Source organism: Streptomyces sp. XY006, assembly GCF_002237655.1.
Classification (GTDB): domain Bacteria; phylum Actinomycetota; class Actinomycetes; order Streptomycetales; family Streptomycetaceae; genus Streptomyces; species Streptomyces levis.
This window is the reverse complement of record NZ_NOKT01000022.1, coordinates 49,830-75,111: the sequence shown is the minus strand read 5'-3', so window position 1 is coordinate 75,111 and position 25,282 is coordinate 49,830. Positions and strand designations below refer to the sequence as shown.

General features: G+C 72.2%; 24 protein-coding genes. 10 read left to right on the top strand and 14 right to left on the bottom strand.

The genetic code is table 11. The features are described from left to right. Positions 1-46 precede the first annotated feature (46 nt). Both CHR28_RS24860 and CHR28_RS24855 read right to left on the bottom strand, forming a co-directional pair. Entirely contained in the window at positions 47-688 is a 642-nt protein-coding gene (locus CHR28_RS24860) for a response regulator (RefSeq protein WP_094055910.1), read from the bottom strand. Further along, complete coding sequence (locus tag CHR28_RS24855) at positions 685-1,890, bottom strand: sensor histidine kinase (RefSeq protein ID WP_094055909.1); 1,206 nt, start codon at positions 1,888-1,890, stop codon at positions 685-687. Before CHR28_RS24855 ends, CHR28_RS24860 begins: the two co-directional genes overlap by 4 nt. A gap of 152 nt (positions 1,891-2,042) precedes the next feature. Between CHR28_RS24855 and CHR28_RS24850 the strand changes: the two genes are divergently transcribed. Both CHR28_RS24850 and CHR28_RS24845 read left to right on the top strand, forming a co-directional pair. Beyond that, positions 2,043-2,624: a hypothetical protein gene (locus CHR28_RS24850; RefSeq protein ID WP_094055908.1), complete on the top strand. Its 582-nt coding sequence runs from the start codon at positions 2,043-2,045 to the stop codon at positions 2,622-2,624. Continuing rightward, complete coding sequence (locus CHR28_RS24845; protein WP_094055907.1) at positions 2,621-2,809, top strand: DUF5708 family protein; 189 nt, start codon at positions 2,621-2,623, stop codon at positions 2,807-2,809. The genes CHR28_RS24850 and CHR28_RS24845 overlap by 4 nt, the downstream gene beginning before the upstream one ends. Before the next feature lie 40 nt (positions 2,810-2,849). On the opposite strand, the gene CHR28_RS24840 is transcribed toward CHR28_RS24845, so the two are convergent. From CHR28_RS24840 to CHR28_RS24830, 3 genes are read right to left on the bottom strand one after another with little or no spacing between them, the layout of a single operon-like run. Beyond that, a complete protein-coding gene (locus CHR28_RS24840; RefSeq protein WP_094055906.1) occupies positions 2,850-3,422 on the bottom strand; it encodes a cob(I)yrinic acid a,c-diamide adenosyltransferase in 573 nt (190 codons plus the stop codon). Between the two features lie 13 nt (positions 3,423-3,435). After that, on the bottom strand, positions 3,436-4,185 hold the full coding sequence (locus CHR28_RS24835) for an ABC transporter permease (RefSeq protein ID WP_094055905.1): 750 nt from the start codon (positions 4,183-4,185) through the stop codon (positions 3,436-3,438). A gap of 31 nt (positions 4,186-4,216) precedes the next feature. Further along, positions 4,217-4,999: an ABC transporter ATP-binding protein gene (locus CHR28_RS24830; protein WP_094055904.1), complete on the bottom strand. Its 783-nt coding sequence runs from the start codon at positions 4,997-4,999 to the stop codon at positions 4,217-4,219. An 82-nt stretch (positions 5,000-5,081) separates the two neighbouring features. Here CHR28_RS24830 and CHR28_RS24825 point away from each other — a divergent pair, with 82 nt between their 5' ends. The 4 genes from CHR28_RS24825 (at position 5,082) to CHR28_RS24810 (ending at position 9,943) form a co-directional block, all read left to right on the top strand. Then, the gene (locus CHR28_RS24825) at positions 5,082-5,723 is read left to right on the top strand and encodes a TetR/AcrR family transcriptional regulator (protein WP_094055903.1); all 642 of its coding nucleotides are present in this window, start codon (positions 5,082-5,084) and stop codon (positions 5,721-5,723) included. A gap of 126 nt (positions 5,724-5,849) precedes the next feature. Next, complete coding sequence (locus tag CHR28_RS24820) at positions 5,850-6,698, top strand: 3-hydroxyacyl-CoA dehydrogenase family protein (protein WP_094055902.1); 849 nt, start codon at positions 5,850-5,852, stop codon at positions 6,696-6,698. A 150-nt stretch (positions 6,699-6,848) separates the two neighbouring features. Continuing rightward, a complete protein-coding gene (locus CHR28_RS24815; protein ID WP_003993003.1) occupies positions 6,849-7,172 on the top strand; it encodes an STAS domain-containing protein in 324 nt (107 codons plus the stop codon). Between the two features lie 266 nt (positions 7,173-7,438). Then, the gene (locus CHR28_RS24810; RefSeq protein WP_094055901.1) at positions 7,439-9,943 is read left to right on the top strand and encodes an ATP-binding protein; all 2,505 of its coding nucleotides are present in this window, start codon (positions 7,439-7,441) and stop codon (positions 9,941-9,943) included. Positions 9,944-10,010: 67 nt separating this feature from the next. Here CHR28_RS24810 and nucS read toward each other — a convergent pair whose 3' ends face one another. Further along, entirely contained in the window at positions 10,011-10,682 is a 672-nt protein-coding gene (gene nucS, locus CHR28_RS24805; RefSeq protein WP_094055900.1) for an endonuclease NucS, read from the bottom strand. 252 nt (positions 10,683-10,934) lie between these two features. Here nucS and CHR28_RS24800 point away from each other — a divergent pair, with 252 nt between their 5' ends. Further along, complete coding sequence (locus CHR28_RS24800) at positions 10,935-11,327, top strand: SCO5389 family protein (RefSeq protein ID WP_094055899.1); 393 nt, start codon at positions 10,935-10,937, stop codon at positions 11,325-11,327. A gap of 84 nt (positions 11,328-11,411) precedes the next feature. On the opposite strand, the gene CHR28_RS24795 is transcribed toward CHR28_RS24800, so the two are convergent. Then, complete coding sequence (locus CHR28_RS24795) at positions 11,412-12,440, bottom strand: LLM class flavin-dependent oxidoreductase (protein ID WP_094055898.1); 1,029 nt, start codon at positions 12,438-12,440, stop codon at positions 11,412-11,414. A 279-nt stretch (positions 12,441-12,719) separates the two neighbouring features. Here CHR28_RS24795 and CHR28_RS24790 point away from each other — a divergent pair, with 279 nt between their 5' ends. Beyond that, positions 12,720-13,049, top strand: coding sequence for an ATP/GTP-binding protein (locus CHR28_RS24790; protein ID WP_094055897.1), 330 nt, complete (start codon positions 12,720-12,722; stop codon positions 13,047-13,049). Positions 13,050-13,055: 6 nt separating this feature from the next. On the opposite strand, the gene CHR28_RS24785 is transcribed toward CHR28_RS24790, so the two are convergent. The 7 genes from CHR28_RS24785 to mce all read right to left on the bottom strand — a co-directional run bounded on the left by CHR28_RS24785 (position 13,056) and on the right by mce (position 22,874). After that, on the bottom strand, positions 13,056-13,928 hold the full coding sequence (locus tag CHR28_RS24785) for an ABC transporter permease subunit (RefSeq protein ID WP_094055896.1): 873 nt from the start codon (positions 13,926-13,928) through the stop codon (positions 13,056-13,058). Next, complete coding sequence (locus tag CHR28_RS24780) at positions 13,925-15,181, bottom strand: ABC transporter ATP-binding protein (RefSeq protein ID WP_094055895.1); 1,257 nt, start codon at positions 15,179-15,181, stop codon at positions 13,925-13,927. The genes CHR28_RS24785 and CHR28_RS24780 overlap by 4 nt, the downstream gene beginning before the upstream one ends. A 124-nt stretch (positions 15,182-15,305) precedes the next feature. Next, the gene (locus tag CHR28_RS24775; RefSeq protein ID WP_094055894.1) at positions 15,306-16,076 is read right to left on the bottom strand and encodes an ABC transporter permease; all 771 of its coding nucleotides are present in this window, start codon (positions 16,074-16,076) and stop codon (positions 15,306-15,308) included. Positions 16,077-16,078: 2 nt separating this feature from the next. After that, positions 16,079-17,047: an ABC transporter ATP-binding protein gene (locus CHR28_RS24770; RefSeq protein ID WP_179272552.1), complete on the bottom strand. Its 969-nt coding sequence runs from the start codon at positions 17,045-17,047 to the stop codon at positions 16,079-16,081. A gap of 86 nt (positions 17,048-17,133) precedes the next feature. Next, a complete protein-coding gene (locus tag CHR28_RS24765) occupies positions 17,134-18,069 on the bottom strand; it encodes a cellulose-binding protein (RefSeq protein ID WP_094055892.1) in 936 nt (311 codons plus the stop codon). A 184-nt stretch (positions 18,070-18,253) separates the two neighbouring features. Continuing rightward, positions 18,254-22,201: a polarized growth protein Scy gene (gene scy, locus CHR28_RS24760; RefSeq protein WP_094055891.1), complete on the bottom strand. Its 3,948-nt coding sequence runs from the start codon at positions 22,199-22,201 to the stop codon at positions 18,254-18,256. 232 nt (positions 22,202-22,433) lie between these two features. After that, positions 22,434-22,874, bottom strand: coding sequence for a methylmalonyl-CoA epimerase (gene mce / locus CHR28_RS24755; RefSeq protein WP_094055890.1), 441 nt, complete (start codon positions 22,872-22,874; stop codon positions 22,434-22,436). 148 nt (positions 22,875-23,022) lie between these two features. On the opposite strand from mce, the gene CHR28_RS24750 reads away from it, so the two are divergent. Both CHR28_RS24750 and meaB read left to right on the top strand, forming a co-directional pair. Further along, on the top strand, positions 23,023-24,231 hold the full coding sequence (locus CHR28_RS24750) for an acetyl-CoA C-acetyltransferase (protein ID WP_179272551.1): 1,209 nt from the start codon (positions 23,023-23,025) through the stop codon (positions 24,229-24,231). A 40-nt stretch (positions 24,232-24,271) separates the two neighbouring features. Further along, a complete protein-coding gene (gene meaB / locus CHR28_RS24745; RefSeq protein WP_094055888.1) occupies positions 24,272-25,228 on the top strand; it encodes a methylmalonyl Co-A mutase-associated GTPase MeaB in 957 nt (318 codons plus the stop codon). The last annotated feature ends 54 nt before the right edge of the window (positions 25,229-25,282 follow it).

Genomic DNA, 25,282 nt, shown 5'->3' with positions numbered 1-25,282 from the left:
GGTCAATAGGTCTGGACCACCGTGACCCGGTGTGATCCGCGCCGGATCAGATCCCCAACTCCTGCGCGAGCACCGCCGCTTGCACCCGGCTGCGCAGCTCCAGCTTGGCCAGCAGGCGGCTGACGTGCGTCTTCACCGTCGCCTCCGCCATGTCGAGCCGCTCGGCGATGCCCGCGTTCGACAGGCCCTCGCCCAGACAGGACAGCACCTCGCGCTCACGGCGCGTCAGCCGATCCAGCACCGCCGGATCGGCCGCGGGCTCCCGGGCGGGCTTCGCGGCGAACTCCGCGATCAGCCGACGGGTGACGGCCGGGGCGATCAGGCCCTCGCCGCGCGCCACCGTCCGTACCGCCTCCAGCAGGTCCCGCGCCTCGGTGTTCTTCAGCAGGAACCCGGACGCGCCCGCGCGCAGCGCCCCGAACACGTACGCGTCGAGGTCGAAGGTGGTCAGCACCAGCACGTCCGCGAGCCCTTCCGCCACGACCTGCCGAGTGGCCGACACCCCGTCCAGACGCGGCATCTGAACGTCCATCAGCACCAGGTCGGGCCGCAGCTCGCGGGCCAGCGCCACCGCCTGCTCGCCGTCCGCCGCCTCGCCGACGACCTCGATGTCGGGCGCGCTGCGCAGGATCAGGACCAGGCCCGCGCGGACGGCCGACTGGTCCTCGGCGACCAGGACGCGGATCATGCGGTGTCTCCTTCGACGGTGTCGCTGACGGGCAGGGTGGCGCGGACGGCCCAGATCTTGCCGTCCGGCGAGTCCTCGGGACCGGCCTCGAAGGTGCCGTCCAGCAGCGCGGCGCGCTCGCGCATGCCGACCAGTCCGGCACCCGAGCCGGGGGCCGTGGGCCCGTCGCGGTCGCCGTAAGGGCTGGTCACCGCCACCCGCAGAACGCCGTCGCACCGGGCGAGGGACACGGCGACCCGGCCGGCGCCGGCGTGCTTGAGGGCGTTGGTGAGCGACTCCTGGACGATGCGGTAGGCGGCGAGCTCCACCGGCGCCGGCACCGGGCCCCGCGCCGCGTCCAAGGCGGCGTCGAGGGTGACGTCGAGACCGTTGGTGCGCGCGTTGTCCACCAGGGCGCCGAGGCCGTCGAGGGTGGGGGCGGCGACCGGCTCGGTGTCGCCGCTGGAGTCGCGCAGGATCCCGATGAGCCGCCGCATCTCCGCGAGCCCCTCGACGCTGTTCTCGCGGATCACCACCAGCGCCTCCTGCGAGGTCCTGGGGTCCTGGAGGGAGAGGGCGGCCGTGGAGTGGATGGCGATCGCGGAGAGGTGGTTGGCGACCATGTCGTGCAGTTCGCGGGCCATCCGGGCGCGCTCGGCGGTGACGGCCTGCGTGCGGTCCATCTCGGCGAGCAGCGCGGTCTGCTCGGCGCGCAGCCGGGCCGCCTCGGCCGCGTCGCGGTGGTTGCGGACGATCAGGCCGGTGGCGGCGGGCCCGAAGGTGACCAGGCCGGTGAGCACGCCGATGAGCAGCGCCTCCGGCTCGCGCCAGATCGCGAACGGCACCACGGCCGCGGCCACCGTGAGCAGCCCCGTGATGCGCGGGATGCGGTGGGCCGAGGCGGGCGGCCCGTACAGGACGGCCGCGTACATCAGGTCGGTGTACATCAGGAGCGTGACCAGGTTGCCCTGGGTGAGCAGATCCAGCACGATCGCGGGCGTGCCGATCAGCAGGGCGACGCGCGGGGCGCCGCGGCGCAGCAGCTCGCAGCCGGCCATCACGACGAGCGGCAGCAGCAGGGGCCAGCGCCCGGGCAGCAGCACGTACGGCTCGGTGTGCGGGCGGGTGGCCAGGCCGACGCCCCACAGCAGCAGCCCGCCGAGCAGACCGCCCAGCGCGACGTGGGCGTCGAAGCGGCGGGGGCGGGGGAGTCGTACGGCCATGGCACCATCCAACACGGCCGCCGGGCCCCGCGCCTGATCCCCGCGAAGGGTCCTGGACTGCATCTTTCGATGTACCGAGGGTTCGTCAGTCGCGACGACGACTCCGGCCGCGCCGCCCGGGAGCCTGGAAGGGTGACCGAGAGGAGCGAACCGTGATCGTCGCCTTGATCGCCGCCTGTGAGATCGGCTTCTGGGTGCTGCTGGCGGCCGGACTGGCCTTCCGTTACGTGCTGCGCATGCCGCGTACGGGGCTGGCGCTGCTGCTGTGCGAGCCGCTGCTGGAGGTCGTGCTGCTGGTCGCCACCGCGCTGGATCTGAAGAACGGCGCGGAACCCGACTGGACGCACGGGCTGGCCGCGCTGTACATCGGCTACACCGTCGGCCACGGACACCGGACCGTGAAGTGGCTCGACGGGCACGCGGCCCACCGCTTCGGCGGGGCCCCGCCGCCCGCGAAGCCGCCGCGGTACGGCATGGCCCGGGCCCGGCACGAGGGCAGGGTCTGGCTGGGCACGGTGCTGGGCGCCGCCGTCGCGACCGCGCTCCTGCAGCTCGCCATCTGGTACGTGGACGACCCGAGCCGCGTGACCTCCCTGGAGAGCTGGCGCCATGTGGCCTGGCGTGCGGCCGGGATCCACGGGCTGGTCGCGCTGAGTTATCTCATCTGGCCGCGGAAGGCCCCCGCGGGCGCGCCGGAGGCGGTCACCGACCCGAAGGAGAGGCTCCACCGATGAGCAAGGCCAAGCAGTACGCGGCAGAAGGTGTCATCACGTTCCTGATCGGCCTGGCGCTGTGGCGGTTCACCGGCGACGTGGACGTCCCCGTCGTCACCCTGACCAAGGCGGGCGTCGTGCTGATGGTCGTCGGCGGAGTCCTCTCCGCCAACGGCCTCTGGCACGCCGCGCGAGGCAGAACCTGACGCTCCCCACCCGGCACCCACGACACGTCCGCCCGGGGTGTCAGCGTTCGCCGCCCGGCACCCACAGCACGTCCCCGGCCTCCTTGTTCGCCGTCCTCGCCAGGATGAACAGGAGGTCGGAGAGGCGGTTGAGGTAGGTGGCCGTCAGGGGGTTCATCGTGTCGGCGTGGGCCTCCAGGGCCGCCCAGGTCGAGCGTTCCGCGCGGCGGACCACCGTGCAGGCCTGGTGCAGCAGGGCCGCGCCCGCCGTACCGCCCGGGAGGATGAAGGAGCGGAGCTTGTCCAGCCGCTCGTTGAAGCGGTCGCAGTCCGCCTCCAGCCGGTCGATGTAGAACTGCTCGACCCGCAGCGGCGGGAACTCCGGGTTCTCCACCACCGGCGTCGACAGGTCCGCACCCACGTCGAACAGGTCGTTCTGCACGCGGGTGAGGACCTTGACGACTTCCTCGTCGAGGCCGCCCAGCGCGATCGCCGTGCCGATCACGGCGTTCGCCTCGTTGGCGTCGGCGTACGCCGAGATCCGCAGGTCCGTTTTGGCGACCCGGCTCATGTCGCCGAGGGCGGTCGTGCCCTGGTCACCGGTCCTGGTGTAGATGCGCGTCAGATTGACCATGCGGCCAGCGTAGTTACGCTCCGGCCGATCGGAACACGCGTGTGCCCACCGTCACGGCCAGCGCGGCGAGACCGAGGGCCACCAGCACGCCGTACAGCATGTCGGCCGTGGCGTAGCTGCCGACGTAGGCGTCCCGCACCGCGTCCACCAGGTAGCGGAACGGCATGAGGTGCGACAGAAAGTCCAGCCACGCCGGGCCCAGGGACATCGGCAGCATCAGGCCGGACAGCAGCATCGACGGCATCGTGAGCGCGTTGACCGTGGGGCCGAAGCCCTGCGGGGTGCTCAGTTTCATCGCCAGCGCGTACGACAGCGCGGACAGCGACACGGTGAGCAGCGCGACGAAGCCGAAGCCGATCAGCACGCCGGCGAGCGGCGCCCGCAGGCCCATCGCCACCGCCGCCAGCACCAGCAGCACCGCCTGGAAGACGAAGACCGTCGCCTCCCGCAGCACCCGGCCGAGCAGCAGGGCCAGCCGGCTGACCGGGGTGACCCGCATCCGCTCGACCACCCCCTGCCCCTTCTCCATGATGATCGTGAAACCGGCGAAGGACGCCCCGAACAGCCCCAGTTGGAGCAGCAGCCCGGGGACCAGCACCTGCCAGGAGCTGCTCCGCTCGCCGAGCGGCAGACCGGTCAGCAGCGGGCCGAAGAACAGCAGGTACAGCAGCGGCATCAGCACGCCGAACAGCAGCGCGAAGCGCGAGCGCAGGGACTGGCGGAGATAGCGGCCGTAGACGAGGGCCGTGTCGTGGAGCAGCATCGGGGACTTCCTGTACGGAGACGGGGACGGCCTATACGGCCACGGGGGCGGCGTCGGCCGGGGTGGCGCTGCGGCCGGTGATGGCGAGGAACGTGTCCTGGAGCGAGGCGTCGAGCGAGCCGCCGTAGCGCAGCTTCAGCGCGCTCGGGGTGCCCTCGGCGACCACCACGCCCCCGTCGACGATCACCAGCCGGTCGGAGAGCGCGTCGGCCTCGTCGAGGTAGTGGGTGGTCAGGAAGACGGTCGTGCCGTGCTCGTCGCGCAGCCGCCGCACCAGGTCCCACAGGTCGGCGCGGCTGCCCGGGTCGAGCCCGGTCGTCGGCTCGTCCAGGAACAGCACCTTCGGGCGGTGGGTGAGCGCCATCGCGATGTCCAGCCGCCGCCGCTGCCCGCCGGAGAGCGCGCCGCACTTGCGGTCGAGCAGCTCGGCCAGGCCCAGCTCGCGGGCCAGCTCCTCGGCGCGCTCGGCGGCCCGCGCCCTGGTCAGCCGGTACAGACGCCCCTGCGTGACCAGCTCCTCGCGCACGCTGATCTGCGGGTCGACCCCGCCGGACTGTGCCACGTAGCCACAGGCCCGCCGCACCCCGGCCGGGTCGGCCGCCAGGTCGTGGCCCGCGACGGTGGCGGCGCCGCCGGTCGGCTCCAGCAGGGTCGTCAGCATCCGCAGGGTCGTCGTCTTGCCGGCGCCGTTCGGGCCGAGGAAGCCGAGGATCTCGCCCTCGCGGACGGTCAGGTCGATGCCGCGCACGGCCTGGACGGGGCCGTGCTTGGTCCGGAAGGTACGGGCCAGGCCGGCCGTACTGATGATTGCCATGCCGCCCAGAAAAACAGAGTCCCTTAAATTTTGCAATGGCCCCAAAATTTGGTAGGCCCCCGGGGAACGCTAGGATTCGGACATGGCTGAGGGGCTCAGGGAACGGAAGAAGCGCGAGACCAGGCAGCGCATCTCCGACATCGCCACCGGGCTGTTCCTGGAGCACGGCTTCGTGACCGTGACCATGGCGGACGTGGCGGAGGCGGCCGACGTCTCGGTGAACACCGTCTACAACTACTTCCCGGCCAAGGAGGACCTCTTCTTCGACCGCTCCGAGGGGGTCGTCGACCGGCTCTCCCGCTGGGTGCGCGCCCGGGACCCGGGGGAGTCGGCGGCCCGGGCGGTGCTGCGCGAGCTGCGCGCCGAGCTCGAGGCCGTCTCACCCCGGATGGGCCTCATCGAGGGCTACGACCGCTTCATGCGCTGCATCGACGAGGCGCCGCCGCTGCGCTCCCGGCTGTGGCGCATCCAGCAGGAGGTCCAGGAGAACCTGGAGGCGGCCCTCCGCGAGGAGACCCGCGCCACGGCCGGCGACCCGCTGCCGGGGCTGATCGCGGGTCAGATCTGCTGGGTCCACGGCACCCTCTTCGTCTCGATCGGCCGCGAGATGGCCCGGGGGCGCAATCCGGGCGAAGTGTCCCGGGAGATGCTCGGGCTCCTCGACGACATCGAGGGCCTGTTGAGCGAGCAGGTGCTCAACTACGCCGTCCGTGGCGTGGAATGACCCCTGCCGGTGTGATGTCCGTCATGTGAGACGTGACGCGCATTACTTACTGGTCACACGGGCCCTCACGGGCGCTAGTGTCCGCCGGAGAGGCAGACATAAGCAGCGCGTCAGGGGAGTCGCACAGTGGCACGGAAGCTCGCCGTCATCGGAGCCGGCCTCATGGGATCCGGCATCGCCCAGGTCTCCGCACAGGCGGGCTGGGACGTCGTCCTGCGCGACGTCACCGACGAGGCGCTGAAGCGGGGCACCGACGGCATCAAGGCGTCGTACGACAAGTTCGTCGCCAAGGGCAAGCTGGAGGCGCACGACGCCGACGCCGCCCTCGGCCGCATCACCGCGACCACCGACCTGGACGCCGCGGCCGACGCGGACGTGGTCGTCGAGGCCGTCTTCGAGAAGCTCGAGGTCAAGCACGAGATCTTCCGCGCGCTCGACAAGATCGTGAAGGACGAGGCGATCCTCGCCTCCAACACCTCCGCCATCCCGATCACCAAGATCGCGGCCGCGACGGAGCGTCCCGAGCGGGTCGTCGGCACGCACTTCTTCTCGCCGGTGCCGATGATGCAGCTGTGCGAACTCGTCCGCGGCTACAAGACCAGCGACGAAACCCTCGCCACGGCCCGGGAGTTCGCCGAGTCGGTCGGCAAGACCTGCATCGTCGTCAACCGCGACGTGGCCGGCTTCGTGACGACCCGTCTCATCTGCGCCCTGGTCGTCGAGGCCGCCAAGCTGCACGAGTCGGGCGTGGCGAGCGCCGAGGACATCGACCTCGCCTGCAAGCTCGGCTTCGGCCACGCGATGGGCCCGCTGGCGACGGCGGACCTGACGGGCGTCGACATCCTGCTGCACGCCACGAGCAACATCTACACCGAGTCCCAGGACGAGAAGTTCGCGGCTCCCGAGTCGATGCGCCGGATGGTTGACGCCGGTGACATCGGACGCAAGAGCGGGCAGGGCTTCTACAAGCACTGAAACCGCACATGCCCCGGTGCCATCACACCCCGGGGTGAATTCGGTATCGGTTCGCTTACAAGAAGCAACCTCTGGCTCCTCCACACAGTCAGAGGTTGCATCACCCAAAACCAGAACGCGGAGCACGATTCGCACGCACGGGGAGCGCATATGCACATCAGGGGCGACCACGCCGAGCTGGTCGTCGGGGGCCGCCTCGACGTCCGGAGCGCGGCGGACGCCCGTACGGTCCTGCACTCGGCCGTCGACGACGGAGTCGGCGACCTCGTGCTCGACCTGTCCGAACTGGACTCCTGGGACGCCACCGGCCTGGGCGTGATCATGGGCGCCCACCGGCGGGCCGGCCGCTGCGGCCGGCGCCTGGTGCTGCGCGGTGTACCGCCGCAGATGCAGCGCCTGCTCGTGGCCACACGCCTGCACCGGATCCTGGCGATCGAGGGCGGCATCGGGGTGGAGACACTGCCCCGCGTGTGACCCCGCGTACGGGTGTGAACCGGGCGACCGGGGAGACCCGGACGGACGTCGTCGAACCGTGCGACGCGCACAATCCTCACGAGACCGTGACGTTATGGACGGCGCGGTACCCCGGACTGTCGTAGATACTGTGCGAAGGTTTAGGGTTCGGCTGCCCGCTGCCTTGACACCCTTCAAGCGGGCCCGGACCAGAAGCGACAGCGCGGTGTGCAGCAAGGCCGGGAGGGGCTTTCACAGCACACACCCGCTTTTGGGGGGCTTGACCTATGGACCCGAACACCCGGGGACCCGAGGAGTACGGCCACGAAGGCGACGGCCAGGGGCCGCGCCAGCGCCCGCCCCGGGAATCCCTCGCACCCGACTTCGGACAGCACGCGCCCGCGCTCGCCCGCACGGTGCAGCTCGTCTCCGGCGACTTCCTGCTGACGGTCAACCCCGTCGACGGCAGCGAGATAGAAGTCTGCCCGCCCGCCGAACGGCCCGCCCGGCCCGTGAAGCTCACCACGGCCGAGCGTGCCGAGGCCGAGCGCGCGGCCCGGCCGCCCGTCCCGCCCGGGCCCGCGCAGCCGGCCCTGCCGCTGCTGGCCCGCCAGGACGAACGCGAGCAACTGGTGCGCCTGCTCGCCCGTGGCCGCTCCGTCCGCCTCACCGGCCCGGGCGGCTCCGGCCGCACCCGGCTGCTCGACCTCGTCGCCGAGGACTGCGCGGACCTCGCCCCCGACGGGGTGGTCCGCCTCAACGGCTTCGGCCGCACCTCGGGCGATCTGCTCCACGACCTGTTCTACGCGGTGTACAACGCCCCCCTGCACCGCCCGGACCGGGACGAACTGCTCACCCATCTCCGGGAGATCGGCGCCGTCGTCGTCCTCGACGACCTGCAGTTCGGCGGCGCCGCCCTCGACGAGCTGCTGGACGCCACCCCCGAGTGCGCCTTCCTGCTGAGCGCCACCCCGGACGTGCCCGCCCCGTCCGCCGAGTCCGCCGTGGAGGAGGTCACCCTCGGCGGCCTGGAGCGCGCCGACGGACTCGACCTGCTGGAGCACGCCGTCGGCCGGCCCCTCACCGAGGAGGAGTCCAACTGGGCGGGCGACCTCTGGTTCGAGTCCGAGGGCCTGCCGCTGCGCTTCGTCCAGGCCGGTGCCCTGCTGCGGCAGCGCGACCGGCTGCGCGCCGGCGCCGGGGCCGTCGACGAGTTCGGCGTCTTCGAGGACGCCCCTCCGGCCGACGCCGCCGAGACCTACGACCTGGGCGACGACGTCCCGCTGCCCGCGCTCGGCGAGGCCGCCGCGCCCGCGCCGCTGCTCGCCTCGCGGCTGAGCGCCTCGGCGCGGGCCACCCTGCGGTTCGCCGTCGCCCTCGACGGCGAGATCCCGCACCAGGCGCATCTGCCGGCCCTGGTCGGCGACACCCACGCGGACGCCGCGCTCGGCGAACTGGCCGCCTGCGGACTGGTCTCCGCGGTCGGCTCCCGCTACCGGCTCGCCGCCGGCGTCCCCGCGCAGCTGGAGGCCGCCGGATACGCCGACGAGGCCGAGGCCGGCGCCCGCAGCGCCGCCCAGCACTACTCCTGGTGGGCCGGGCACCCCTCGGTCACCCCCGAGCGCGTCTGCGCCGAGGCCGACGCGCTCCTCGCCGCCCTCACCGTGCTGGGGCCGCTCACCACCCCGCCCGCCGAGGGCGAGGAGAGCGCGGCCGTGCACCTGGCCCGCACCGCCGCACCCGCGTTCGCCGCCGGGCTGCACTGGAGTGCCTGGGAGCGGACCCTGCGGGCCGGCGCCGAGGCCGCCCGGCTCGCCGGCGACGTCGCCGAACAGGCCTACTTCCACCACGAGCTCGGCGTCCTCGCCCTGTGCGGGGGCTCGCTGGACCGGGCCCGCAGCGAACTGGAAACCTCCATCGGCCTGCGCGGCGCCCTGTCCGACAAGCGCGGCACCGTCGCGGGCCGGCGCGCCCTCGCCCTGGTCGCCGACCGCTCGGGCACGCCGATCGGGCTCGGGCCGACCGCGGCGGAGGAGGTGCCCGACGCCCGGTACGAGGAATCGGCCTCCCCGGCCGGCGGTGTCCCCGCGGCCTTCCCCACGCTCCAGCCCCCCACGACCCCGGCCCTGGTCACCCACCGCAGCTCGCCCGCGCCCTCGCGCAAGGCCGGGGGCGGGCTCAAGGGGCTGGCCCGGCGCAACCTCGTGGCCGCCGGCGCGGGCGCCCTGCTCGTCGCCGTGCTCGGCACGGTGGTGACGCTCGGCGCCACCTCCGACAACGAGCCGAACTCGCCGTCCGACCAGGTCGGCGTCAACCCCTCGGCCAGCCAGGGCCTGGGCGACGGCAGCCTGGGCGCCGACCCGGCGGCCAACGAGGGCGACGGCGGTCCCGGCGCGACCAGCCGGCCGACCGACCCGGGCCCGGACGGCACGCTGGGCACCTCGGACGACCCGACCCCGACCGGCTCCCCGAGCGGCTCGGCGGACCCCAGCGACTCCGCGTCGTCGTCGAAGCCGCCGTCCTCCTCCAAGCCGCCCACGACGTCCAAGCCCCCGACGACCTCCAAGCCGCCCACGACGTCCAAGCCCCCGACGACGTCCAAGCCGCCTACGTCTCAGCCGCCGACCAGCGAGCCGCCCACCTCGGAGCCGCCGACCTCCGACCCGCCGTCCTCGCCGTCCACGTCGGACTCGGCGAGCGGCCCGGCCTCCAGCGCCCCCGCCAGCACCACGGCGAGCGCACCGGAGAGCGGCGGCTCGGGGGCGCCGAGCAGCTCCCCGTCGGTGATCTGACGCCCGCACGACGAAGGGGCCGTGTCCGCTCGGCGGACGCGGCCCCTTCGTGCGCAGGGGGAAGCGGTCAGAAAAGGCGCAGCTTGTCGTCCTCGATGCCGCGCAGGGCGTCGTAGTCGAGGACCTGGCAGCCGATGCCCCGGTCGGTCGCGAGGACGCGCGCCTGGGGCTTGATCTCCTGGGCCGCGAAGATGCCGCGCACCGGGGCGAGATGGGGGTCGCGGTTCAGCAGCTCCAGATAGCGCGTCAGCTGCTCCACGCCGTCGATCTCACCCCGCCGCTTGATCTCCACCGCGACGGTCTTGCCGTCGGCGTCCCGGCACAGGATGTCCACCGGGCCGATGGCCGTCGGGTACTCGCGGCGGATGAGCGTGTAGCCCTCGCCGAGTGTCTCGATGCGGTCGGCGAGCAGCTCCTGAAGGTGCGCTTCCACGCCGTCCTTGATCAGGCCCGGATCGACGCCCAGTTCGTGCGAGGAGTCGTGGAGGACTTCCTCCATCGTGATGATGAGCTTCTCGCCCGCCTTGTTGACGACGGTCCAGACACCCTCATCCTCGCCGGCGCCCTCTTTCAGCGTGCAGGGCGGCGACATCCAGTTCAGGGGCTTGTAGGCCCGGTCGTCGGCGTGGATCGAGACGCTGCCGTCCGCCTTCACCAGGATCAGGCGCGGGGCCGAGGGAAGGTGGGCGGTGAGCCGCCCGGCGTAGTCCACGGAGCAGCGGGCAATGACGAGACGCATGGTCGGCAACGCTACTCGACGGGCACCTGTCCACGCGATTCGCCCTGGAAAACACGTGTTCGGTAATGGCCGATTGTGTGCATGGTGTGCTCACTGGGAGTGTCTCATCTGCGCATTTTCCTGGTGCCGCCCCCGGCCGTTGCTTACGGTATGAACGGGAGGTCGCGGTGCGTGTACGCAGCGTGTCCGGTATCGCGCTCTCCCTCATCTGTCAGGCAACCCCTGCTCCTTGGGGGTGCGAGAGGAGAACTCATGTCGCTCGACGTCTCACCGGCCCTACTCGAACAGGCCGAGCGAGGCGAGGTCGACGAAGCGGAATTCGTCGACTGCGTCCGGACCTCCCTGCCCTATGCGTGGGAGATGATCAGCTCCCTGGTGGCCCAGCTGAAGGTGGACGGCGGTGCGTTCGCCGACAACCAGACGCCTCCGCCGGACGAGCAGGCACGCGGTCAGTTGCTGCGTGCGCTTGCGAGTGACGCGATACGCGGCGCGCTGCAACGGCACTTCGGTGTGCGCCTGGCCTTCCAGAACTGCCACCGGGTGGCCGTGTTCCCGCTTGACTCCTCGGTCGACGAGTCGCTGACCCGCTTCACCTCGGTCCGCAGTCAGGTGCTGAACCAGTCGCCCGAGTTCCGGGACTGCTGACGCGGCGCCGCTTGCTTGCCGCTCCGTACGCGGGAGGTGCAGTTCTGTACCGGAGCGGCAAGCCCCCAGGAAGTCACGGCGCCCTCAGACGAGTTGGGGCAGTACCTCGGCGCCCAGCCGCCGTACGTTCTCCTCGGTCGCCGCCAGGTCGCCGGAGCCTTCGACGAGCAGGGCGAAGCGGGAGATGCCGGTCCGCTCGCTGGTCGCCGCCAGCCGGTCGGCGCACAGCCGCGGCGTACCCACCGGGTGCAGCCCGCAGAGCAGTTCGGTGTACGCCAGCGGGTCGCGCATCCGGCGCGTGCGCCCGTCGACCGTGACATGGGCCTCCAGGCCCTGCTTCAGCCAGCCCGGCATCGCCTTCATCAGCGTCTCCGCCGCGTCGACCCTCTTGTCCGCGATCTGGCAGACGCCGGCCGAGACATGGGACGCCCCGAGGACCTCCTCCGGCGACCGGCCGCACGCCCGCGCGTGCTGCCGCCACAGGGCGACCATCTCCGCCTTCTCCTCGTCCCCCACGTGCATCCCGAGCAGCATCGACAGCCCGCGCTCGGCCGCCAGCCGGACGCTCGCCGGGGACGTGCACGCGACGACGAGCTCGGGCCCCGCGGCCTCCGTGAGCGCCTCCGACGGCCGGGGCACCACCGGGACTTCGCGGAACGCGTAGCGCTCCCCGTCGGCCGCCACGGACGGCTCGCGCAGCCACCGCCGCAGGACGTCCAGGGACTCCGGGAACCCCTTCTCGTAGGCCTCCAGGCCCGCGCCGAACACCTCCAGGTCGACCCAGGGGCCCCCGCGCCCGACGCCGAGCGTGAACCGGCCGCCGCTCGTGTGGTGCAGCAGCGCCGCCTGCTCGCCGAGGGCCACGGGATGGACGGTGGGCAGCACGCTGACCGCCGTGCCGACCCGGATGCGGCTCGTGCGGCCGAGCAGAAAGGCGGCCAGGGTGACGGCGGACGGACATGTGCCGTACGGCACGAAGTGGTGTTCGGCCAGCCAGACCGTGTCGAGCCCGGACTCCTCGGCCACCTCGGCCGAGCGGACCGCGCGGTGCAGCGCCTCTCCCTCGCCCTGACCGGGGAACTGGGCTGCCAACACGAAACTTCCAACGCGCATTGCTTTCCTGCTTCCTTGGCTCCGACACGGAGCTCCCCCACAGGGCATAACCGTCTGACACGTGCCGAGGACACGGCCGGTCGGGGTAATTTGCGGATTGTCTGCAGAATGGGCGTCCCGCGCTCCGCGAGGGGCCGGGGGGAGACCGGCGGGCGGGCCCGGGGGAGAGCCCGCCTCGCCCGGGAGGGACTTGTGACGATTGGTGCCGTACGCGTACCCCGCCGGGCGCCGCGTAGGCTGGACACGGCCCGCTTCCTGTATAGCCCCGAGAGGTGTCCCGTGTCCCCGCGTCGCAACCGACCCAAGGGCGCCGGATCGTCCGGCCGGACTTCCGAGGACGACCGCGGCCGCTACGGCGGCTGGCAGTCCTCGGAGCACTGGCAGGGCGAGAACTGGAGCGTGCGGCACGTGGCCGGCGCCAGCGCGCAGGGCAAGTCCTACCGCTGTCCCGGGTGCGACCAGATGATCCCCGACGGGGTGCCGCACGTGGTGGCCTGGGCCGAGCACGCGGGCGTCGACGACAGACGGCACTGGCACAAGGCCTGCTGGAACGCGCGGGACCGCCGCACCCCGGGGGTGCAGCGGTCCCGTAACGCGCCGAGGTTCTGACCGGGCTCAGACGTCCCGCTTCTCCAGCAGCGCGAAGGCGGCGGCGAAGGCGACCGCCGTGGCGCCCAGCATGATCCACAGCGGGTCCCAGCCCGAGGGGCCGGACTGGCTGAGGGAGTTGGAGTAGAAGACGCTGAGCTGGTTCGGGATCGAGTACTCGAACAGCGCGTCACGGACGCCCTGCAGCGACTCCGAGAACATGAACAGCGCGATCACCAGCGGGGCCAGGACCGCGCCGATCATGATGGTGATGGCGCCCGCCGAGTGCCGGATGATCGAGCCGACGGCGAGCGAGAGCAGACCCAGCAGCGCGACGTAGGCCGCGATGCCGACCGTGCCCTTCAGCCACTCCCCGCCGGTGGGGGACTTGGCGCCGTCGCCCTCCAGCATCGCCACGTGCAGGAAGGCGACGAGGCAGGCGGACACCAGCGTCACCACGAACGCCACCAGGAAGAACACCACGCCCTTCGCCGCCAGCACCCGGCCGCGGCTCGGGCAGGCGACCATCGTGGTGCGGATCATGCCGGTGCCGTACTCCGACGCCGTGGTCAGCACGCCCAGCGTGATGATGCACATGCTGCCCAGCAGCAGCCCGAAGAAGCCCAGGCCCAGCGGGCTCTCGCCGTCCAGGGCCGGGTCGGACTCGGCCACCACCACGCCGGTCAGGGTGCCGATGCCGATGACGAGCAGCACGAACACACCGAGCGTCCACATCGTGGAGCGCACCGACTTGATCTTCGTCCACTCGGAGGCGATGGCGTTCCCGAGGTGCGTGCGCACGACCGGGATCGGCGAGGTGTAGCCGGACGGGAACGAGGTGCCGGGCGCCGCCTGCCAGGTGGGCGCGGCCTGCGGCATCTGGGACTGGGGGCTGCTCATCGGGCGTCCTCGGGCTTGGTCAGGTCGGAGGTCGGGGTGGCGGGGGGCTGCGAGGGCTGCGGGGGCTGGGGTGCGGGCGCCTGGCCCTGCGGGGCGCCCTGCGGGGCCGGGGGCGTCTGCGGCACGGGCTGGGCGTACGGGTTGGGGGTGCCGGGGCCGGGAGCGCCCTGGGCGGCGCCGTACGGCCCCGGGGCGCCCTGCGGCGGCATCGAGAAGGGCTGCCCGCCCTGCTGGGGCGGCGGCGGGGCGTACCAGCCCGGCTGGCCCTGGCCCGGAACCGGCATCGGCGGCTGTACGCCGGGCGGCAGCGGCTGCTGCAGGCCTTCCTTCTGGTCGATGGTCGAGCGGTAGTCGACCGCGCCCTGCGTCATCCGCATGTACGCCTCCTCCAGCGAGGCCTGGTGCGGCGACAGCTCCCACAGCCGGACGTCGGCGTCGTGCGCGATGTCGCTGATGCGGGGCAGCGGCAGGCCCGTGACGCGCAGCGCGCCGTCCTGCTCGGGCAGCACGTGCCCGCCCGCCTCGGTGAGCGCCGACGACAGCTTCTCCCGCTGCTGCGGCTCGGTGTCGGGCGTCCGCACCCGCGCGAAGTCCGCGGAGTTCGCCGAGATGAAGTCGGTGACGCTCATGTCGGCGAGCAGCTGCCCGCGCCCGATGACGATGAGGTGGTCGGCCGTCAGGGCCATCTCGCTCATCAAGTGGGAGGAGACGAAGACCGTCCGGCCCTCCGCGGCGAGCGCCTTCATCAGGTTCCGCACCCAGAGGATGCCCTCGGGGTCGAGGCCGTTGACCGGCTCGTCGAACAGCAGCACCTGCGGGTCCCCGAGCAGCGCCGCGGCGATGCCGAGCCGCTGCCCCATGCCGAGCGAGAAGCCCTTGGACCGCCGCTTGGCCACGTCCTGCAGACCGACCACCCCGAGCACCTCGTCCACCCGCCGGGCCGGGATGCCCGACAGCTGGGCCAGGGAGAGCAGGTGGTTGCGGGCGGAGCGGCCGCCGTGCACGGCCTTGGCGTCCAGCAGGGCGCCGACCTGGCGGGCGGCGTTGGGCAGCTTGCGGTAGGGGTAGCCGCCGATCGTCACCTGCCCGGCCGTCGGGTTGTCGAGCCCGAGGATCATCCGCATCGTCGTCGACTTGCCCGAACCGTTCGGCCCGAGGAAGCCCGTGACGGCGCCCGGCCGCACCTGGAAGGAAAGGTTGTACACAGCGGTCTTGTCGCCGTAGCGCTTCGTCAGGCCGACTGCTTCGATCATGCTCCGCACCCATCGCAAGGTTCAGGACAGCGGGGCACACGCCCCCGTAAGGGTTAGGAGGATATCGAGGCGCTGACGGTTCCAGCCAAGAGGAGGTAAAACGTCGGCCGAGCCCTGCCCCCTGCTAGGCGTCGCGCTTCCTCAGCAGCACGTATCCGCCGATCAGTGCCGCGAGCACCCACAGCCCCATGATCCCCAGGCCGCCCCACGGTCCGTACGGTGTGTCGTCGTCGAGGGGCGGGACCACCTGCATGATCCTGCTGCCGGCCTGGTCGGGCAGGAAGCGGCCGACCTTCTTCGTGGCGTCGACGTTCCCCAGGATGTTGGAGATCAGGAAGAAGAACGGCATCAGGATGCCCAGCGAGAGCATCGGCGAGCGCAGCATGGCGGCGACGCCCATGGAGAACATCGCGATCAGCGTCATGTAGAGCCCGCCGCCGAGCACCGCCCGCAGCACGCCCGGGTCGCCGATCTCCGCCCGGTGGTCTCCCAGCATCGCCTGCCCCAGGAAGAAGGCGGCGAAGCTGGTGACGAGCCCGACCAGCAGGGCGAGCGCGGTGGCGACGGCGATCTTGCTGAACAGGAAGGAGCCCCGCTGCGGCACGGCGGCCAGCGAGGTGCGGATCATGCCGGTGCTGTACTCGTTCGACACGACCAGCACCCCGAACACGATCATGGCGAGCTGCCCGAGACTCATCCCCGCGAAGCTGATGAACGTCGGGTCGAACTCCGCCCGGTCCTGCGCGTTCATCGAGTCGAACTCGTTCTTCGACAGGGCCGAGATCAGCATGCCGAGCGCGACCGTCACGACCACCACCAGCGACAGGGTCCACACCGTGGACGCCACCGACCGGATCTTGGTCCACTCCGACCGTACGACCTGGGGCACCGCCATGCTCAGCCCCTCTTCCAGCCGTCGCCCCACTGCTGCTGCTGTGGTGGTGGCGGTGCGGCGCTCGTCCCGCTGTGGGCGTGGTACTCCACCGACTCCGCCGTCAGCCGCATGAACGCCTCTTCCAGCGAGGCCTGTTGCGGGCTCAGCTCGTGCAGCGTGAGCCCGTGCTGCGCGGCCAGTTCGCCGACGTGCTCGGCCTTGCCGCCGTCCACCTCCAGTACGCCCTCGCCGCTCTCGACGGCGACGACGCCCGCCTGGTGCAGCACATCCAGCAGCCGCTCCCGGTGCGGGCTGCGCACCCTGACGTACGAGCGCGAGTTGCGCGCGATGAAATCGGCCATGGAGGTGTCCGCCAGCAGCCGCCCCTGCCCGATGACGACCAGGTGCTCGGCCGTCAGGGCCATCTCGCTCATCAGATGGGAGGAGACGAAGACGGTCCGGCCCTGCGCGGCCAGCGACTTCATCAGGGTGCGGATCCAGTGGATGCCCTCGGGGTCCAGGCCGTTGACCGGCTCGTCGAACATCAGGATCCGCGGGTCGCCCAGCAGCGCGGCCGCGATGCCGAGCCGCTGCCCCATGCCCATCGAGAAGCCCTTGGTCTTCTTCTTCGCGACCGCCGTCAGCCCGACCGTCTCCAGCACCTCGCCCACCCGGCGGCGCGGGATGCCGTTGCTCTGCGCGAGGCACAGCAGGTGGTTGTAGGCGCTGCGCCCGCCGTGCCAGGCCTTGGCCTCCAGCAGGGCGCCGATGTACGTCAGCGGGTCCTTGAGCTGGTGGTAGTGCTTGCCGTCGATCCGGACGTCGCCGGCGGTCGGGTGGTCGAGACCCAGGATCATCCGCATGGTGGTGGACTTGCCCGCGCCGTTCGGCCCGAGGAAGCCGGTGACGATGCCCGGTCTGACGGTGAAGGACAGGTTGTTGACCGCCACCTTCTCGCCGTACCGCTTGGTCAGCCCCTCCAGCTCAATCATGCCCGCCACGCTAGAACGGGACAAAGCCCTCTGCCACCCGAGCGGCAGAGGGCTTTGCGGAGGTTCAGACTCCGTATGCCGGGCTGTTACCGGGACTGCTGGGCCGGGACCCCGCGGGAGATCGGCTCGTCCTCGGCCGGCGTGCCGGCGGCGGCCACCGCGGCGCCCGTGAGCGTCGCGAGCATCTCGCGGACGTTCGTCAGCTGGGCGTTGATGCTGTCGCGGCGGTTGGTGAGGGCGGCCAGCTCGCGCTCGGATTCCGAACGGATGCGGTCGGCCTTGGCGTTGGCGTCGGCCACGATGTCCTCGGCCTGGCGCTGGGCCGTCTCCACCGTCTGGCGGGCGCGGCGCTCGGCGTCCGTGCGCAGCTTCTCGGCCTCCAGGCGCAGCTGCTCGGCGCGGTGCTCGATCTCGGCCAGGCGCTTCTCGGCCTTGGCCTGACGGGAGGCCAGGTCGCGCTCGGACTGCTCGCGGCGCTTGGCGAGGTTCGTCTCGAAGTCGGCGGCGGCCTGAGCGGCCTTGGCGCGGGTCTCCTCGAAGAGGGCGTCCGCCTCCTCGCGCTTGGACTGCGCGTCCTTCTGCGCCTCGGCACGCAGCTGAGCGGCGTCACTCTTGGCCTTCTCGACGATCCGCAGGCCCTCGTCCTCGGCCTTCGCCTTGCGCTCCGCGGAGTACGACTCGGCGTCGTTGCGCACCTGCTGCGCCGCCGACTCGGCGAGCTCGCGGTGCTGCTCCGCCGCGCGCCGGGCCTCCTCGCGCAGGTCCTTCGCCTCTTCCTCGGCGAGGCGGAGGATCTTCTCCACGCGCGCGCCGAGACCCGCGTACGACGGCTCGGCGTCGGTGATCTGGGCCTGGGCGTTCTGCGTCTCGAGGTGGAGCTCTTCGATGCGCTTTTCCAGAGCGGTGATGCGGGCGAGAGCGCTGTCACGGTCGGAGACGAGCTTGGAGATACGTTCGTCCACCTGAGCGCGGTCGTACCCACGCCGCACAAGCTCGAAGCCGTAGGGGGAAGTGTCGCTCATGGGGTTCCTGTCGAATGAGACCGGTGAGGTGATAGGTGGAATCCTAGGGGCCGAAACGGTGTGTCATCGAGCGGATGCGCGTTTGATCTGGAAAATGACACCCCTTTTGAGTGGCTAACCGTCGGACTGCTTGCCAAAGTCTTGGTCAAAGCCCCTCAGCACACACCGGATTCGCCCCGCTTCGCTAGCTTTCCGAGCTCTTGCCACCCGAACGGGGTGCGCCGACCGTCGCGCCGGCCTTGACCCCGTTGTCCTTGGCCGCGGCCGGGGCCTCGAAGGACTCCAACGCCTCCAGCACGTCCTGGACACGGGAGATCTCGGCGTTGATGTCCTCGCGGCGCCGGACCAGCACCTCCAGCTCGCGCTTGCCCTCCTCGACCGTGCGCTTGGCCTCGCGGATCGCCTCGGCCTTCAGCTCCTCGGCCTCCCGGACGAGCGTGTTCTTCTTCTGCTCGGCCTCCTTGAGCAGGCCCTCCGCCTTCTTCACCGCGGCGATGCGGACCTTGCCCGCCTCGGAGTTGGCCTCCGAGACGATCTCCTTGGCCTTCGCCTGCGCCTTCGCGAGCTGCTCCTCGGCCGCCTTGACCAGCGCGTCGCAGCGGTCGCCCGCCGTCTTCATGGCCTCGGCCGACTCCCGGCGGGCCCGCTCGTGCAGCTCCTCGATCTCCGAGGTGATGCGGTCGCGCAGCTCCTCGGCGCGCTCCCTTATCTGCGTGGCGTCCCGGCGCGCGCCGACCAGCAGCTCGTCCGCGTCCGTGCGGGCCTTCTCCACCAGGGAGTTGCCCTCGACCGTCGCCTCGGAGACGATCCGGTCGGCCTCGGTGCGGGCCGCGCCCACCATCGTGTCGGCCTGTGCCTCGGCCTCCGCGGTGGTCTTGTGCGCCTGCTGCTGCGCCTCGTTGAGCAGCTTGTCCGCCTCGGCGGTGGTCTCGGTGATGAGCTTGTCGACCTGCTCGGCCGCCTCGGAACGCCGCTTGTTGGCGTCCTTGCGCGCCTCGTCCAGGGTGCGGTCGGCCTCCTCGCGCGCGGTGGCGACGAGCCGCTCCGCCTCCGCCTCCGCGTCGGCCTTGACCCGCTCGGCCTCGGAGCGGACCCGCTCCGCGTGCTGCTGCGCCGAGCCGACCGTCTCGGCGGCCTCGGCCCGCAGCCGCTCCGCCTCGCCGGTGGCCTCCCCGACCAGCTGGTCGGCCGTGGCGACCGACTCGGCCCGCAGCCGCTCGGCCTCCGCCGCCGCCTCGGAACGCACGCGCTCGGCCGCGGAGAGGGCCTCGGTGCGCACCCGCTCCGCCTCGGTGACCGTCTCCATGCGCAGCCGGTCGGTCTCCTGGACCGTCTCGGTGGTGAGCCGCTCCGCCTCGCTGCGCGCCTCGCTGATGAGGGCGTCCGCCTGCGCCGCCGCGTCCGACCGGATGCGGTTGGCGTCCTCGCGGGCGTCCGCCCGGGTGCGCGAGGCGCTCTGCTCGGCCTCGGCGATCGCGTCCGACGCCTCCGTGCGCACCCGCTGGGCGTGCTCGGCGACCTCCGTGCGGATCCGCTCCGCCTCCGCGATCGCCTCGGACATCGTCCGCTCGGCGAGCGCCTTGGCGGCCTCGGACTCCTCGTGGGCCTCGCGGCGCAGCCGGCCCGCGTCCTCGCTCGCCCGCTCCCGCTCGGCGTAGGCGTCGGAGCGGACCCGGTCCGCCTCCTCCTGGGCCTCCCGCCGCGTACGGTCCGCCGCGTGCTCGGCGGCGGAGCGCAGCCCGGTGATCTCCTCCTGCGCCTGCTCGTGCAGCCCCGCGACGGAGTCGCGGACCTGCTGCGCGTGCTGCTCGGCCGCCGACACCATCTCCGTGGCGCGCCGGTCCGCCTCCTCGACCAGCCGGACGGCCTCGGTCTGCGCCTCCTCCACGCGCTTGCGCGCCGAGGCCAGCAGCTCCTCGCTCTGCTCGCGGGCGCGCTCGCGCTCCTGGTCGGCCTCCTGCCGGGCGCTGCCGAGGAGTTCCTCGGCCTCGCGGCGGCGCCGGTTGGCCTCCTCCTGGGCGGCGGCCAGCGTCTCGGACGCCTCCGCGGCGAGCCGCTCGGCGGCGGCCTGCGCCTCCGCGCGCATCCGGTCGGCGCTCTCCTGCGCCTCGGACTTCAGCCGCTCCGCCTCGCTCGCGGCCTCCGTGCGCAGCCGGACGGCGACGGCCTCGCCCTCGGCGCGCGCGGCGGACGCGTCCGAGGCGGCCTCGTCGCGCAGCCGCTCGGCCTCGGCCTCGGCCTGCTGCTGGAGCGAACGGATCCGCTCGGCGGCCTCGGCCCGCAGCCGCTCGTTCTCCTCGGCGGCCTCGCGGCGGATCCGCGCGGCCTCCTCCCGGGCGTCCGACAGCGCCTGCTCGGCCGCCGTCAGCCGCTCCTCGGCCTCCCGCTGGAGCCGCGTCAGCTCCTCGGCGGCCTCCGCGCGCCGGGCCTCCATGGCCCGCTCGGTCTCCTCGTGCAGCTCGCGCGCGGCGCGCTCGGCGTCCGCCTTGAGGGCCTCGGCCTGCTCGACGACCTCCTGGCGGTGCCGCTCGGCCTCCTGCCGGGTGCGCTGGAGGGTCTCCTCCGCCTGCCGGCGCAGGGTCGTCGCCCGCTCGATGGCCTCCGTGCGGACCTTCTCGCTGTCCGTCTGGGCCGTCGTGCGCAGCTCGTCCGCGTCCGCCTTGGCCTTGGCGAGCAGCTCCTCGGCGGACCGCGCCGCCTCCTCGATCTGCGCCACGGCCTCCTTGCGGGCCTCGGCGCGGATCTTCTCGCCCTCCTCGACGGCGTCCGCCCGCAGCTGTTCGGCCTCGCCGCGCAGCCGGCGGGCCTCCTCCTGCAGCTCGACCGTCTTGGCGCGGTACTCCTTGGTGTCGTCCTTGGCCGCGCCCTTGAGCTGCTCGGCGATGTCGTGCGCCTCGGCGCGCAGCCGGTCCGCCTCGGCCTCGGCCTCCTTGCGGATCCGCTCGGCCTCCTCGGCGGCGGCCTTGGTGGTCTTCTTGGCGTCCTCCGAGGCCTTGTTGAGGACCTCCTCGGCCGTCCGGGCCGCCTTGGACAGCTGGGTGGCGGTCTCCTCGGCCGTGAGCGTGCGGGCCTTCTCGGAGGCCTCCGCGACGATCTTCTCGGCCTCGGCCCGGGCGTCCGCGACGATCTGCTCCGCCTCGGACTTGGTGTTCTCGGCCTCCTTGGTGGCCTCCTCGACCAGCCGGGCGACCTGCTCCTTGGCCGTGCGCGTGCGCGTCTCGTTGGCGGACTCGGCGCTCGCCAGGGCCTTGGCGGCGGCCTCCTTGGCCTCCGCGACCAGCTTCTCCGACTCGGCCTGCGCCTTGCGCAGCGCCTCCTCGGCCTCGGCCATCCGCTGCTCGGCGGCCTTGCTGAGCTCCTGGGCCCGGCGGCGCGCCGACTCGGACTCCGAGACGGTGGAGGTGCGCAGCTGCTCGGCGTGGTCGGTGGCCTCCTGGGCCTGCGTGGAGGCGGCGTTGAGGAGCCGCTCGGCGTCCGTGCGGGCACGCCGCAGGATCTGCTCGGCCTCGGCCCGGGCCTCCTCGGCCGCGCTCGTCAGCCGCTGCCGGGCCTCGGTCGCCAGCCGCTCGGCCTCCGCGCGCGCGGAGGCCAGGGCCTGCTCGGCCTCGGCGCGGGACTCCTCCAGCAGCCGGCGGGCCTGCTGCTCGGTACGGGCGCGCAGCTGCTCCGCCCACGCCACGTTCTCGTTGACGTGCGACTCGACCGTCTGGCGGCGCTCGGCCAGCTCCTGGTCCAGCTGCTGGCGGCGGGTCACCGCCTCCTGGTGCAGCTCCGCCTGGAGGCGGGCCGCCTGCTCGGCGTGCTCCTGGAGGATCCGCTGGGTCTGGGCCCGGGCCTCGCTCAGCTCCCGGTCGGCGTCCGCGCGGATCTGGTCGGCCTGCATCTGCGCGTTGCGCAGCAACTGCTCGGCCTGCCAGCCGATGTCGCCCCCCTCGAAGGAGGGCCGGGACATGATGGTGCGCCGCGCCTCGTGCAGCTTGGCGCGCAGCACCTCGACCTGGTAGCCGAGGTCCTCGGCGTGCTGGATCGCCTTTTCCCGTTCGGTCTTCAGCCGCTTCATCTCGGCTTCGAACCGAGAGAGGTGGTCGACGTCAGCCGCCGGCTCTCGCTCCTGGCTCTCGTAGCCCCGCACTGCGCGGTCCCATCCGTCCCCTGGTCGCAACTCTTTCCGAACGAGCTCCGTCCATCCGCCGAACGGGGCCCCCGGGGAATGGTGTCAGATCATCGGCGGAGCAGAGGCTGCCGCCCCGTCGCTCGTCCCCCGAAACCCGGACCCCGGTGGTCCTGCCGTCGCACGGCGGGACCGCGGTCACCCTGGTTGAGCGGCGACCGCACCCAACCCTACCGGCCCCTATGTACGAGGGTCAGTGCTCAGGTGACTCAACGGGCGCCGAAGTGACCAGTTCTGTCAGTACGCCATGACAGTCCTTGGGGTGCAGGAAGGTGATCCGTGACCCCATGGAACCGCGTCGCGGCTCTTCGTACAGCACGCGTACGCCCTTGTCGCGGATGTCCGCGGACTCGGCGTCCACATCCGCCGTACCGAAAGCGATGTGGTGGACGCCCTCCCCGTTCTTCGCCAGCCACTTCGCGACGGTGGAGTCCTCCCGGGTCGGCTCCAGAAGCTGCAGGTAGGAGGCGCCGCCGTCGGACGTCTCGTTGATCTTGAGCATGGCCTCGCGCACGCCCTGCTCCTCGTTGACCTCGGAGTGGAACACCTCGAAGCCGTAGGTGGCACGGTAGAACTCGACGGTCTTGTCGAGGTCGAAACAGGCGATTCCGATGTGGTCGATTCGCGTCAGCATGGTTTCAGTGCAGCGCCCCCGAGGTGGTTACGCAACGTGCGCGCGATCACACCGACAGCCCGATGACGGCACGGAGTGCCACTCAGTACATTCGAAGTAAACCCTCGTTCACTCCTCGGCTGTGCAGCCGGTAAGGGGATCGCAGCTCATGACTTCTGGAACCTCTGAAGCGAACAGCTCGGTGATCGTCGCGGGCGCGCGTACGCCCATGGGACGGCTGCTCGGTTCGCTCAAGTCCTTCTCCGGAGCCGACCTCGGCGGCTTCGCGATCAAGGCCGCCCTCGACCGTGCGGGGATCGGCGGCGACCAGGTGCAGTACGTGATCATGGGCCAGGTGCTCCAGGCCGGGGCCGGGCAGATCCCGGCGCGCCAGGCCGCAGTCAAGGCCGGCATCCCGATGAACGTGCCGGCGCTCACCATCAACAAGGTCTGCCTCTCCGGCCTCGACGCCATCGCGCTCGCCGACCAGCTCATCCGCGCGGGCGAGTTCGACGTGATCGTGGCCGGCGGCCAGGAGTCCATGACCAACGCCCCGCACCTGCTGCCCAAGTCCCGCGAGGGCTTCAAGTACGGCGCGGTGCAGATGCTCGACGCCATGGCCTACGACGGTCTGACCGACTCCTTCGACGGCGTCGCCATGGGCGAGTCGACGGAGAAGCACAACACGCGCCTGGGCATCGGCCGGGCCGAGCAGGACGAGATCGCCGCGCTGTCGCACCAGCGGGCCGCCGCCGCGCAGAAGAACGGCCTGTTCGAGGCCGAGATCACGCCGGTGGAGATCCCGCAGCGCAAGGGCGACCCGGTGCTGTTCAGCAAGGACGAGGGCATTCGCGGCGACACGACCGCGGAGTCGCTCGGCAAGCTGCGCCCCGCGTTCTCCAAGGACGGCACGATCACGGCCGGTTCCGCCTCGCAGATCTCCGACGGCGCCGCCGCCGTGGTCGTGATGAGCAAGGCCAAGGCGCAGGAGCTCGGCCTGGAGTGGATCGCCGAGATCGGGGCCCACGGGAACGTGGCCGGGCCGGACAACTCGCTGCAGTCGCAGCCGTCCAACGCGATCCAGCACGCGCTGAAGAAGGAGGGGCTGGGCGTCGAGGACCTCGACCTCATCGAGATCAACGAGGCGTTCGCGGCGGTGGCCGTGCAGTCCATGAAGGACCTCGGCGTGTCCACCGAAAAGGTGAATGTCAACGGTGGTGCCATTGCCCTGGGTCACCCGATCGGGATGTCCGGTGCGCGTCTCGTGCTGCATCTGGCGCTGGAGCTGAAGCGGCGGGGCGGTGGCGTCGGCGCGGCCGCGCTGTGCGGTGGCGGTGGTCAGGGTGACGCGCTGATCGTCCGGGTGCCGAAGGCCTGACGGCGGCTTTCTGAACCCACTTCTCAAGAACGGAGCTGTGATGCAGGACGTCTCCACGCTGGTGGCCCAGGCCAGGGAGGGACGGCCGCGGGCCGTCGCCCGGCTGATCTCGCTGGTGGAGGGGGCGTCCCCGCAGCTGCGTGAGGTCATGGCGGCGCTGGCGCCGCTGACCGGTGGGGCGTACGTGGTGGGGCTGACCGGGTCGCCCGGGGTCGGCAAGTCGACGTCGACCTCGGCGCTGGTCAGCGCCTACCGCAAGCAGGGCAAGCGGGTCGGCGTGCTCGCCGTCGACCCGTCGTCCCCGTTCTCCGGCGGTGCGCTGCTCGGGGACCGGGTGCGGATGTCGGAGCACGCGTCCGACCCGGGCGTGTACATCCGCTCGATGGCGACGCGGGGGCATCTGGGCGGGCTGGCGTGGGCGGCTCCGCAGGCGATCCGGGTGCTGGACGCGGCCGGCTGCGACGTGATCCTCGTCGAGACGGTGGGGGTCGGGCAGTCGGAGGTGGAGATCGCCTCGCAGGCCGACACGTCCGTGGTGCTGCTGGCGCCGGGGATGGGGGACGGGATCCAGGCGGCCAAGGCCGGGATCCTGGAGATCGGGGACGTGTACGTCGTCAACAAGGCCGACCGGGACGGGGCCGACGCGACGGCCCGCGAGCTGAACCACATGCTGGGTCTGGGCGAGGCGCGGGGGCCGGGGGACTGGCGTCCCCCGATCGTGAAGACGGTCGCCGCGCGGGGCGAGGGCGTGGACGAGGTCGTCGAGGCGCTGGAGAAGCACCGGGCCTGGATGGAGGAGCGGGGAGTCCTCGCGGAGCGGCGGACGTCCCGGGCCGCGCGCGAGGTCGAGACGATCGCGGTGACGGCCCTGCGGGAGCGGATCGGCGACCTGCACGGCGACCGGCGCCTGGGCGCGCTGGCGGAGCGGATCGTGGCGGGCGAACTGGACCCCTACCGGGCGGCGGACGAACTGGTGACGGGGTTGACGAAGGGCTGAGCCCGGCCGGAAGGTGGCCGGCCGGTGGGCGGTTTCGCCCATGGCCGGGTGTGG

Bases quoted from the DNA above. Each gene is read 5' to 3' on its own strand.
- CHR28_RS24860 (WP_094055910.1), bottom strand. From the start codon at position 688: ATGATCCGCGTCCTGGTCGCCGAGGACCAGTCGGCCGTCCGCGCGGGC.
- CHR28_RS24855 (WP_094055909.1), bottom strand. From the start codon at position 1,890: ATGGCCGTACGACTCCCCCGCCCCCGCCGCTTCGACGCCCACGTCGCG.
- CHR28_RS24845 (WP_094055907.1), top strand. From the start codon at position 2,621: ATGAGCAAGGCCAAGCAGTACGCGGCAGAAGGTGTCATCACGTTCCTG.
- CHR28_RS24840 (WP_094055906.1), bottom strand. From the start codon at position 3,422: ATGGTCAATCTGACGCGCATCTACACCAGGACCGGTGACCAGGGCACG.
- CHR28_RS24835 (WP_094055905.1), bottom strand. From the start codon at position 4,185: ATGCTGCTCCACGACACGGCCCTCGTCTACGGCCGCTATCTCCGCCAG.
- CHR28_RS24830 (WP_094055904.1), bottom strand. From the start codon at position 4,999: ATGGCAATCATCAGTACGGCCGGCCTGGCCCGTACCTTCCGGACCAAG.
- CHR28_RS24825 (WP_094055903.1), top strand. From the start codon at position 5,082: ATGGCTGAGGGGCTCAGGGAACGGAAGAAGCGCGAGACCAGGCAGCGC.
- CHR28_RS24815 (WP_003993003.1), top strand. From the start codon at position 6,849: ATGCACATCAGGGGCGACCACGCCGAGCTGGTCGTCGGGGGCCGCCTC.
- CHR28_RS24810 (WP_094055901.1), top strand. From the start codon at position 7,439: ATGGACCCGAACACCCGGGGACCCGAGGAGTACGGCCACGAAGGCGAC.
- nucS (WP_094055900.1), bottom strand. From the start codon at position 10,682: ATGCGTCTCGTCATTGCCCGCTGCTCCGTGGACTACGCCGGGCGGCTC.
- CHR28_RS24800 (WP_094055899.1), top strand. From the start codon at position 10,935: ATGTCGCTCGACGTCTCACCGGCCCTACTCGAACAGGCCGAGCGAGGC.
- CHR28_RS24795 (WP_094055898.1), bottom strand. From the start codon at position 12,440: ATGCGCGTTGGAAGTTTCGTGTTGGCAGCCCAGTTCCCCGGTCAGGGC.
- CHR28_RS24785 (WP_094055896.1), bottom strand. From the start codon at position 13,928: ATGAGCAGCCCCCAGTCCCAGATGCCGCAGGCCGCGCCCACCTGGCAG.
- CHR28_RS24780 (WP_094055895.1), bottom strand. From the start codon at position 15,181: ATGATCGAAGCAGTCGGCCTGACGAAGCGCTACGGCGACAAGACCGCT.
- CHR28_RS24775 (WP_094055894.1), bottom strand. From the start codon at position 16,076: ATGGCGGTGCCCCAGGTCGTACGGTCGGAGTGGACCAAGATCCGGTCG.
- CHR28_RS24770 (WP_179272552.1), bottom strand. From the start codon at position 17,047: ATGATTGAGCTGGAGGGGCTGACCAAGCGGTACGGCGAGAAGGTGGCG.
- CHR28_RS24765 (WP_094055892.1), bottom strand. From the start codon at position 18,069: ATGAGCGACACTTCCCCCTACGGCTTCGAGCTTGTGCGGCGTGGGTAC.
- mce (WP_094055890.1), bottom strand. From the start codon at position 22,874: ATGCTGACGCGAATCGACCACATCGGAATCGCCTGTTTCGACCTCGAC.
- CHR28_RS24750 (WP_179272551.1), top strand. From the start codon at position 23,023: ATGACTTCTGGAACCTCTGAAGCGAACAGCTCGGTGATCGTCGCGGGC.
- meaB (WP_094055888.1), top strand. From the start codon at position 24,272: ATGCAGGACGTCTCCACGCTGGTGGCCCAGGCCAGGGAGGGACGGCCG.